This window comes from Thermosynechococcus sp. OHK43 (assembly GCF_014466085.1).
In the GTDB taxonomy this organism is placed as follows: domain Bacteria; phylum Cyanobacteriota; class Cyanobacteriia; order Thermosynechococcales; family Thermosynechococcaceae; genus Thermosynechococcus.
On the sequence record NZ_JACOMP010000014.1, the window covers coordinates 1 to 9021 of the forward strand.

The following is a 9021-nucleotide window of genomic DNA, read 5'->3' on the forward strand; positions in this document are numbered from 1 at the left end:
GCGAAGCCAACAGACGCAACTCTGCTACTGGGAACGACCGTTCCGCCAAAATTGCCAAAATTTCCGTGCCAACCGCACCTGTGGCTCCTAAAATGCCAATCCGTAATCCCTGTGCCAAGACCATTACTCCTAGGAATATAAGCTCATTCTATGATCGTTACGGATTGAGAAGTAACAAAGCATAGCATTTTGGGAATTTTATTGTTCTACCTATAATGGTTATTGCCAATTTCCACCACAGCCTCTGAACTCCTCCACAAGAGTCTCCAGAGGCACGACTCGATGAATTATCTGGAGACTGGAATCGTGAAAACTCTACAGCGGTATCTATTTACCATTGCCTTAGCCTTTGGGGGACTGTGCAGTAACGCTGTTTACAGCCAGATCACCCCAGCTATCAATGGCACTAACACCACCGTCATCCACAATGGTCAACAGATTGATATTAGCGGTGGCAGCCTATCGGGGAATGGTCAAAATCTCTTTCACCTCTTCCGTGACTTCAATGTTGGCAATGGCCAAATCGCCAACTTTCTCTCCAATCCGCAAATTCGCAACATTCTTGCGGGCGTCAATGGTGGCAACGCCAGTTATATCAATGGCTTGATTCAAATCACGGGTGGCAACAGCAACCTGTATCTGCTCAACCCTGCGGGGATTGTTTTTGGCCCCAATGCCCGCTTGAATCTTCCCGCTGCTTTCCATGCCTCCACTGCTCAACGGGTGCTGTTTGAGGGAGGGGTCTTTGATGTCAATGGCCAGAATCTCTATCTATCCCTCAATAGTCAGCCCAGCGGTTTTGAATTTCTGAGCAAAGGCCTCATCATCAATGAAGGTGAGCTTAGGGTTGCTAGGGGTCAAACCCTCAGCCTGATGGCATACCAAGTGATCAACACAGGTATACTCGCAGCCCCCGCAGGAAATATCCACATTGTAGCTGTACCTGAAACAGGAATGGTGCGTGTCTCCCAAGAGGGAATGCTGCTCAGCCTTGAGATTCCTCAGGAGCGACTACCCTCTGGAGGAGCGATCGCTGCTGTGGACTTACCCAGCTTACTCACTGGCCAGGGTTCACAACCTGTCAACAGCGTCATTCGAAACCCCGATGGCACCATTCACCTTGTCCATGACCCCAGTAAAATCCCCACCACAACCAACACCGCCGTCATCAGTGGCAGCCTTTCCGTCGCCAATCCCATAGGTACTGGTGGCAAAATCACGATCACCGGTCAAAATATCGCCCTCATCAATACCAACTTAACCGCTTCTGGTCAGCTCGGGGGTGGCACGATTCTGTTGGGGGGCGATTACCTAGGAGGTACCACTGGCACCAACCGATTGCATAGCAGTTTCAATGCCCAGAATCTCTTTATCAACAGCGGCAGTCTGATGGCAGCAGATGCTCTCAATCAAGGCAATGGTGGCACCGTCATTGCATGGGCAGACAACAGCACTCAATTTGGCGGCACTATCACTGCACGCGGTGGCCAACTTGGCGGTAATGGGGGCTTTGTTGAAACCTCCGGTCGAGAATTACTGAGCGTTTGGGGAACAGTAGATGCCACTGCAGCTAATGGTCAGTCCGGTACATGGCTCCTTGACCCACGCAATGTCACCATTAGCGGCGGCACCAGTAAGGGTACATTTTCTGGTACCAATCCTGATATTTTTACCCCCACAGATGATAATGCCTCTGTTGCGAATACCGCCATTGAAGCTGCTCTGAATTCCGGGACTAGTGTCATCATCACAACTGGTGATACTGGAAGCCAAGCGGGTAATATTACTATTGCTGCTCCTATTACCAAGACAGCAGGGGGCGACGCCTCCCTAACTTTCCAAGCCGCAAATAACATTTTTGTTTATTCTTATAACATTCGCTCAGACGTAGGCCGACTAAATATCATTCTCCATGCCGATGCTGATAACAACGGTGCCGGTACCATTCAATTAAGCTCAGTCTCACTGATTTCTAACGGTGGCAATATTGTTTTGGGGGGCGGTTCTAATCCTTTCACCAGTCCAGCGATCGGTGTCACCACTGCTGGGGTTGGTATCCAATCCTCTACTCTCAATGCAGGTGGTGGCCATATTAGGATTCATGGCAGTGGTGCAACAACAACTAGCGGGGTAGAGATCAGTAACAGTTCAATCCTCACCTCCGGGTCTGGGGAGATCACCATTCTAGGGACAGGTGGTTCTAGTGGTAGTAGTTATAGCGCTTTGGATGGTATCTCAATTCAGAACTCCTCAATCGGGGCCGAGGCTGGCAATCTTACCTTGACCGGCGCGGGCGGCAGCGGCCCTAAAGTATTTTCCAAAGTTGGCATCGGTCTTAAAGGGTCACAAATTCAAACCACGACAGGGAATATTACCCTTACAGGTACTGGCGGTACCGGTCCTGCGGTCAACAACACGGGCATCAAGATCAACTCCACCAGGATCATTAGTCAAGGTGGCAACCTCACCCTCAGGGGCACAGGGGGGCAATCAGGCCCTGGGATTCGTTTCGACGCTGGCCCAACTGACCCCGCTGCAGTCAGAACGACTGGCCATGGGAATATTCTTATCGAAGGTCGCGGCACTGATGGTAATCCCGGTCTGGCACTCTCTGATTCCCTGACTGTTGCTGTTCAAGATGGCGTGCTCACATTAGCAGCCCAAGGGGGGATTGAGATCTCCGGTGATCCTACCTCACTAGATATCCATAGTGACGGGGCAGGCCACCTTGTCTTTCAACCGATTGATGCGGCTACCCCTGTTGGCCTTGGCGATGGTGCAACGGGTAACCTAATCGTTAATCAGTCTCTCCTCAACCAAATCAGGGGTGGCTTTTCATTAATTACCATCGGTCATCCTAGTGGCACTGGTCCCATTGATGTTCGCCCCTTCAGCCTCAACTACAATCTCACCCTACAAACCCCCGCCGCCAGTTCCCTAGGTATTCAGTTCAATGGCTCTGGCACAACGAATCTCTATGGTCGTAATCTGACACTCAATAGCGGTGGTGGCGTTACTCAGGGCAGCCATACCATTTCTGGGGGAACGCTCCAACTCCTCGGACAGGGGACTTTCAACCTCAGCAATGCCAACAATGAGTTTCAGGCACTCTCAGGAAATGTCACTGGAAATGTGAACTTGAGTAATCAAGGCGCTCTAGGTATCGTCAGTTTCAACAACGGTGTCAATGGTCTGACCACTGGCATTAATACCAACGGCAATACCCTAATCCTCAGTTTAAACAGTGGGAACCTAACGCAAAGTGCGCCCATCCGAGCAGGCAGCTTGGGTTTAACTTTACAAGATGGCAGTGCAATTTTGACTAACCCGAATAACCAGGTGGGGACACTGGCTGCTCAGTTGAATAGTTCGAGGGATTTGCAATTTGTCAATAACAGTACCCTTACCGTCGGCAGTGTTAATCCAACAGGCATTACAGGGCGCAGCATTTTCCTGCGAACATTAACAGGCGATATCGTTCTTAATGCCCCAATTTCTGGTGTTGGGACTGGGGATGCGATTGTCCTTGTTGCAGAAAATAACTTTATTAACAACTATGGGCCAAATGTCTTCAGTACCCCCAATGGTCGCTGGCTCGTTTATTCAACTGACCCAAATCTCAATATTAATGGCGGCCTCGCGGGTTCAGAGCAATTCAACACCACCTATCCTGAGCCTGCTCTATTTTCTGGTCCTGGTTTTCTCTATCGGGTGTCTCAAGCACCCCCACCAGTACCTCCAGAATCCCAAATTCAACAAGATCTTGGCCAGGAGATACAAAGCACTCAACTGCCCCAGAATACCGCTCAAGTCTTTTACTTTCCCGGCATTGAAATCATCCGTCAGCAAATCAGTACCGCTTTTGATCAGGGAGATTACAACAGTGCTATCAAACTGCTGCAGCAGCTTTATTCCTTTGAGTTTGGTGAGTACTTTAGTGAATTTTTGAGTACTCCCGGCCAAGAGGGACTACAGTTCCTTGACATTGATCAAATCAAGGAATCATTGGGGCGTATAGCTCAAGAAACAGGTCAAAAACCTGCGCTGACCCATGTCTTTTGGCGACCCAACCAGTTAGATATATTCATTATCACGCCTCAAGGGGAACCGATTTATCAATCCGTTCGAGTACCCCAAGAAGTCGTGCGCCGCGTCATTGCTGCTTTTAACCGCGAAGTGCGAGATCCAACAAAAACCAATAGCCAATCCTATCTGCCCTTCGCGCAGCAGCTCTACCAATTGATCATGGGTAGCGTTGATACTGAATTGCAAGCACGAGGCATTAATACACTGGTTTTTGCCCTTGATCAAGGGTTACGGAGTGTGCCGATCGCTGCTTTGCACACGGGGTCAAATCTTATTTCCTCGACAGTTAGTGATAGTCCAATAGGTCGTAATGGTCAGTTTCTAGTGGAACGCTATAACCTGGGTCTCATTCCGAGTATTAACTTGGTGGATACCCGCTACCAACCGTTGCAAAATGCCTCGGTATTGGCAATAGGCGCCTCCAAGTTCACAGATCAAAGTCCTTTGCCAGCAGTTCCCATCGAGCTACAAACAATTACTCAACTGGTAGGTCAAGGGCAAGTATTGCTCAATGAAGCTTTTACGGTCTCAAACTTGGAAACCCAGCGGCGGCGCAGTCTCTATCCTATCCTGCATCTGGCGACCCATGCTGAATTTAATGTAGGTAAGCCACAAAATTCCTATATTCAGTTTTGGGATAGGCGGCTTTCAATGGCTGAATTAGGGCAGTTGCGTTTATTCAAGCCACCCACAGAGCTAATGACGCTGAGTGCCTGTCGCACAGCAGTAGGAGATGCCAATGCAGAACTTGGGTTTGCTGGACTGTCACTCCAAGCAGGTGTGAAGAGTTCGGTTGCCAGCCTTTGGTATGTCAGTGATGAAGGAACACTAGCCTTGATGACGGCATTTTATGACCAGTTGAGAACTGCTCCGATTAAGGCAGAGGCTTTGCGACAGGCGCAGCTTGCCATGATCCGCGGGCAGGTTGTGATTGAGGAGAATCATCTGCGCAGTGCTGGACTGCGGGGAGGGCTTTCGATTCCTTTGCCCCAAGAAGTTCAACCTGGGGGTGGGCGTCTACTTTCCCATCCATACTTTTGGGCAGCATTTACGATGATTGGCAGTCCTTGGTAGCTCTGGGGGGCAATTTCTGCTTGACCGTTTGGGATTACCCATCCGTGAGAACACGGGTACTGGGGCTGAGTTTGGTTGTTGGTGGATTGATGGCACTGGGGAGAGTTTGCATCAGGGTTGCCATTTCCAGGGCATTGAGGGCATATTCCCAACCTTTATTGCTTTTGATGCCAGCGCGCTCAAGGGCCTGTTGCATCGTATCAGTCGTGAGAATGCCGTAGATAATGGGCACACCGGTTTGCATAGAGGCAGTGGCAATACCTTTGGTGACTTCAGCAGCCACATAATCAAAGTGGGGGGTTTGGCCACGGATGATTGCCCCCAGACAAATAATGGCAGCATAGCGACGACTGGCCGCCAGTTGAGCTGCCACAAGGGGGATTTCAAAACTACCAGGTACCCAAGCATAGTCCACTTGAGAACCGTGGGGATTGGGATCAATGCCATGACGACGCAGACAATCTTGGCAACCCTCTAGCAGCTTGGTTGTAATCAGATCATTGAAACGGGAAATCACAATGCCAAAGCGAGGCGTTCCCAGAACTTGATAGGTGCCTTCAAAAACAGCCATAGGTGGAGGTGCCAAATCTTACCCAAAAGAGTATAACCTGCAACGGCCTAGGAGGAGCGATCGCCTTGCTCCACGAGGAAGTCTTGGGACTGCCACTGCTGCACAATACTGGTTAACTTGGTAACAAATGGGTCAGAAACTGAATCGGGGTGGAATTCACTGATTCTGGTATTGCTGGGTGTCTCTAAAAGGCGAGAAGGAGGAGGTTCCGGCACACTAACGGGCAATGACTGGCAGATAATGGCTTCAAACTCACTGTTGAAGTGATAAATTGGTTGCTCACGCCGTTGCCACAGCTCTAAAATTTGCTCTACAGAGATGGCTTTATAACGCCCCAGATAAAGGGCTTCAATGAGTGCGAGGCGAATCCAGCGGGGAGGAAAATGACGCAACCAGCGATCTAAGATGACCTCAACTGAGGAGCCATCCAAATCAAACCCATACTGGCGTAGCAGGCGATCGGCAGCCTGAATGGCGGCATTGTTGCCAATGTGTGCCATGCACCAATGTTGCACTCCTGTGATTATGGTGCCTCTATGATGCCATAAGTTTTCCAAGGTCGCAGCAGCAAAGAGCGTAACCCTGATATTGTAGAAAAGCAAACCCTAGTGCTTTTCACTTCACAAGGACATCATGGTGACTGCGCCTCCTCCTGAGCAGTTGATTGAAGATGCCCCGCTAATGATCGCTGGGCGGCAATTTCGTTCACGTCTGATGACTGGTACGGGTAAGTATCGTTCCATTGCAGATCTGCAGGCCAGTGTTGCCGCAAGCGGTTGCGAAATTGTTACGGTAGCCGTACGTCGCGTTCAAACCAATGCCCCGGGTCATGAAGGACTTGTGGATGCCCTTGACTGGAGTAAAATCTGGCTACTGCCCAACACCGCTGGCTGCCAAACCGCTGAGGAGGCGATTCGCGTTGCCCGTTTAGGCCGAGAAATGGCCAAGCTCTTGGGTCAAGAAGATAACAACTTTGTCAAACTTGAGGTGATTCCGGATCCTAAGTATCTGTTGCCCGACCCCTTTGGCACCTTAGTTGCAGCTGAGCAACTGGTCAAAGAAGGGTTTGCAGTTCTTCCCTACATCAATGCAGATCCCCTGCTGGCCAAACGCCTTGAGGAAGTGGGCTGTGTCACCGTAATGCCTTTGGCTTCCCCCATTGGCTCAGGGCAAGGTTTGCGCAATGCTGCCAATATCCAAATCATTATTGATCAAGCCAGTGTTCCCGTTGTGGTGGATGCGGGGATTGGCACGCCCAGTGAGGCTGCCGCTGCCATGGAATTGGGAGCCGATGCTCTGTTGATTAATACGGCGATCGCCCAAGCGGGAAATGCCCCAGCAATGGCCAAAGCCATGGCACTTGCAACCACTGCTGGCCGCCTTGCCTACTTAGCGGGGCGCATTCCCGTCAAAGCCTATGCCAGTGCCAGTTCACCCCTAAGTGGCACCATTACGGCTAGATCATGAGTCTTGTGCTCATTCTTCTCACCCTGCTGAGCTGTACAGGGGCCCTTTTCTATATTGTCGCAGGGGCACTCACTTGGCAATTTTTCACAAATTTCAGAAAGGAGAAAACCGCCCCCCTAGAGACCTTGCCCGCAGTCTCGATCTTGGTGCCTGTGTGTGGCTTAGAGGCAAGGGCATGGCAAAATTGGTCCTCGCTGTGTGAGCAAAACTACCCCGTTTACGAAGTTCTCTTTGGTGTGCAAAACCCCAATGATCCTGCTATACCCGTCCTGCAGGCAATTTGTGAAACCTATCCCCACCGTGCCCGTTGGTATTTTTGTAGCCAAATTCGTGGCGTCAACCTAAAGACCAGCAACGTATCGCAACTATTTGCGCATGCGCGCTATGGCGTGGTTGTGGAAACAGATAGTGACGTGCGGGTTCGATCCAATTACCTAGCCACCCTAACCCAACCGTTAGCGGATCCGGAGGTGGGAGTCGTTACCTGCGGTTACATCGATCACCAGCCCCAAAGGTTAGGAGCCGCCTTTGTCGCCCTGGGGCGGTGTCTGGACTTTATTCCTAGTGTGCTGGTTGCGCGGCGCCTAGATGGGGGACTGCGTTTTGCCATTGGACCTACAGTGCTGTTGCGGCGGGAGGTTCTAGAAAAAATTGGCGGTTTTGAGATTGCCCTCAATCGTGTTGGTGAAGATTATCAATTGGGATATGCGGCTTGGCGGGCGGGGTACCGGGTGGAGTTATCCACCTATATCCTTGACAATGACTGTGGCAATGATTCCTTTCTCAAGGCTGTCCAACGGGAACTGCGCTGGTCTCGCAGTATTCGCAGCAATCGCGGCAATCAGTATTTTGGCATAGTGTTGACGTTTGGCACTGTCTATAGTGCCCTGCTGTGGGGTCTGTTTCCAACACCTTGGACCTTAGGGCTCTTTTTGACGGTGCAGGGGATTCGCTGGTTGCAGGCCGTGATCAGCATTGTTTTGATGGGCACGCCGCGGCTGCTGTTGTGGTTGTGGCTATTGCCTCTGCGGGATGTGATGAGTTTCCTGATTTGGTTGGGGGGCTGTTTTGGTAATCGCATCTACTGGCGCGGTCGTTGGTTACGCCTGGATCGGCATGGTCAATTGCAAGAAATTGTTAAGGATTCTCAAGAGTCCTAAAGCTCGCTTGTTAAAATAGCTGCACTGTAACGCTGAATTGAGGTTTGTTTCGATGCGCTATACCACCGATGAGGGCGGTCGCCTCAACAACTTTGCCATTGAACCCAAGGTCTATCAAGCGCAGCCTTGGACACCTCAGCAAAAAGTACGGGCAGCCCTGTTGGTTGGGGGTGGATTGCTCTTAGTGGCTGGCTTGGTGGCGATCGCTATCGGAGTGAGCTAATCTGCTTTGTCTTGGCTTTGATACGAGTGATGCTACACTGGTGGCCGGTCTCTATGATCTGGAGGCGGATCAACTGCTGGAGGTGAAAACATGGCCCTTGGGTCGAGAACTGGCCAGCCAACTTCACCCCTGCCTTGGGGAACTCATGGGTCGTTACACTTGGGCTAAACTGGGGGCGATCGCCATTGGCTGTGGTCCGGGCAGCTTTACGGGAACGCGGTTGGGGGTCGTCACTGCCCGCATACTGGCCCAACAATTGGAAGTCCCTCTTTTGGGTCTGTCTAGTCTGGGCACAATGGCCTGGCACTATCGCAACGCACTCCTAGAAGAGGATGGGATCGTGTCACGCCGCGCCCAGCAGGGGCATCAATACCTTGGCATTTATCGCTATCAGGGAGGGCGTCTCCACGCCCTTTGGGGCGATCGCCTGGTCACAGACA

Annotated in this window: 7 protein-coding genes and 1 pseudogene; 5 read left to right on the top strand and 3 right to left on the bottom strand. The window is 51.1% G+C overall.

Features of this window, described 5'->3' with window-relative positions; all coding sequences use genetic code 11:
* Window positions 1–124 (bottom strand): annotated as a pseudogene (locus H8Q75_RS00655) (aspartate-semialdehyde dehydrogenase); the annotation flags it as partial.
* Between the two features lie 158 nt (window positions 125–282).
* Between H8Q75_RS00655 and H8Q75_RS00660 the strand changes: the two are divergent.
* Complete coding sequence (locus H8Q75_RS00660) at window positions 283–5160, top strand: CHAT domain-containing protein (protein ID WP_297039565.1); 4878 nt, start codon at window positions 283–285, stop codon at window positions 5158–5160.
* 34 nt (window positions 5161–5194) lie between these two features.
* Here H8Q75_RS00660 and ribH read toward each other — a convergent pair whose 3' ends face one another.
* A complete protein-coding gene (ribH, locus tag H8Q75_RS00665; protein WP_024125551.1) occupies window positions 5195–5731 on the bottom strand; it encodes a 6,7-dimethyl-8-ribityllumazine synthase in 537 nt (178 codons plus the stop codon).
* Window positions 5732–5778: 47 nt separating this feature from the next.
* The gene (locus H8Q75_RS00670) at window positions 5779–6231 is read right to left on the bottom strand and encodes a hypothetical protein (protein ID WP_024125550.1); all 453 of its coding nucleotides are present in this window, start codon (window positions 6229–6231) and stop codon (window positions 5779–5781) included.
* Between the two features lie 133 nt (window positions 6232–6364).
* Between H8Q75_RS00670 and H8Q75_RS00675 the strand changes: the two genes are divergently transcribed.
* From H8Q75_RS00675 to tsaB, 4 genes are all read left to right on the top strand, one after another.
* The gene (locus tag H8Q75_RS00675) at window positions 6365–7198 is read left to right on the top strand and encodes a thiazole synthase (protein WP_024125549.1); all 834 of its coding nucleotides are present in this window, start codon (window positions 6365–6367) and stop codon (window positions 7196–7198) included.
* The gene (locus tag H8Q75_RS00680) at window positions 7195–8358 is read left to right on the top strand and encodes a glycosyltransferase (RefSeq protein WP_024125548.1); all 1164 of its coding nucleotides are present in this window, start codon (window positions 7195–7197) and stop codon (window positions 8356–8358) included. Before H8Q75_RS00675 ends, H8Q75_RS00680 begins: the two co-directional genes overlap by 4 nt.
* A gap of 52 nt (window positions 8359–8410) precedes the next feature.
* Window positions 8411–8581 carry a ssl1498 family light-harvesting-like protein gene (locus H8Q75_RS00685; protein ID WP_024125547.1) on the top strand — a complete coding sequence of 57 codons (171 nt, stop codon included), beginning with the start codon at window positions 8411–8413 and terminating at the stop codon, window positions 8579–8581.
* Between the two features lie 40 nt (window positions 8582–8621).
* On the top strand, window positions 8622–9021 hold a 400-nt coding region (gene tsaB / locus H8Q75_RS00690), incomplete at its 3' end, for a tRNA (adenosine(37)-N6)-threonylcarbamoyltransferase complex dimerization subunit type 1 TsaB (RefSeq protein ID WP_297039578.1).

What these genes read in the sequence shown, in the direction of transcription:
- H8Q75_RS00670 (WP_024125550.1), bottom strand. Translation starts at nt 6,231, where the DNA reads ATGGCACACATTGGCAACAATGCCGCCATTCAGGCTGCCGATCGCCTG.
- H8Q75_RS00685 (WP_024125547.1), top strand. Translation starts at nt 8,411, where the DNA reads ATGCGCTATACCACCGATGAGGGCGGTCGCCTCAACAACTTTGCCATT.
- ribH (WP_024125551.1), bottom strand. Translation starts at nt 5,731, where the DNA reads ATGGCTGTTTTTGAAGGCACCTATCAAGTTCTGGGAACGCCTCGCTTT.
- H8Q75_RS00680 (WP_024125548.1), top strand. Translation starts at nt 7,195, where the DNA reads ATGAGTCTTGTGCTCATTCTTCTCACCCTGCTGAGCTGTACAGGGGCC.
- H8Q75_RS00675 (WP_024125549.1), top strand. Translation starts at nt 6,365, where the DNA reads ATGGTGACTGCGCCTCCTCCTGAGCAGTTGATTGAAGATGCCCCGCTA.
- H8Q75_RS00660 (WP_297039565.1), top strand. Translation starts at nt 283, where the DNA reads ATGAATTATCTGGAGACTGGAATCGTGAAAACTCTACAGCGGTATCTA.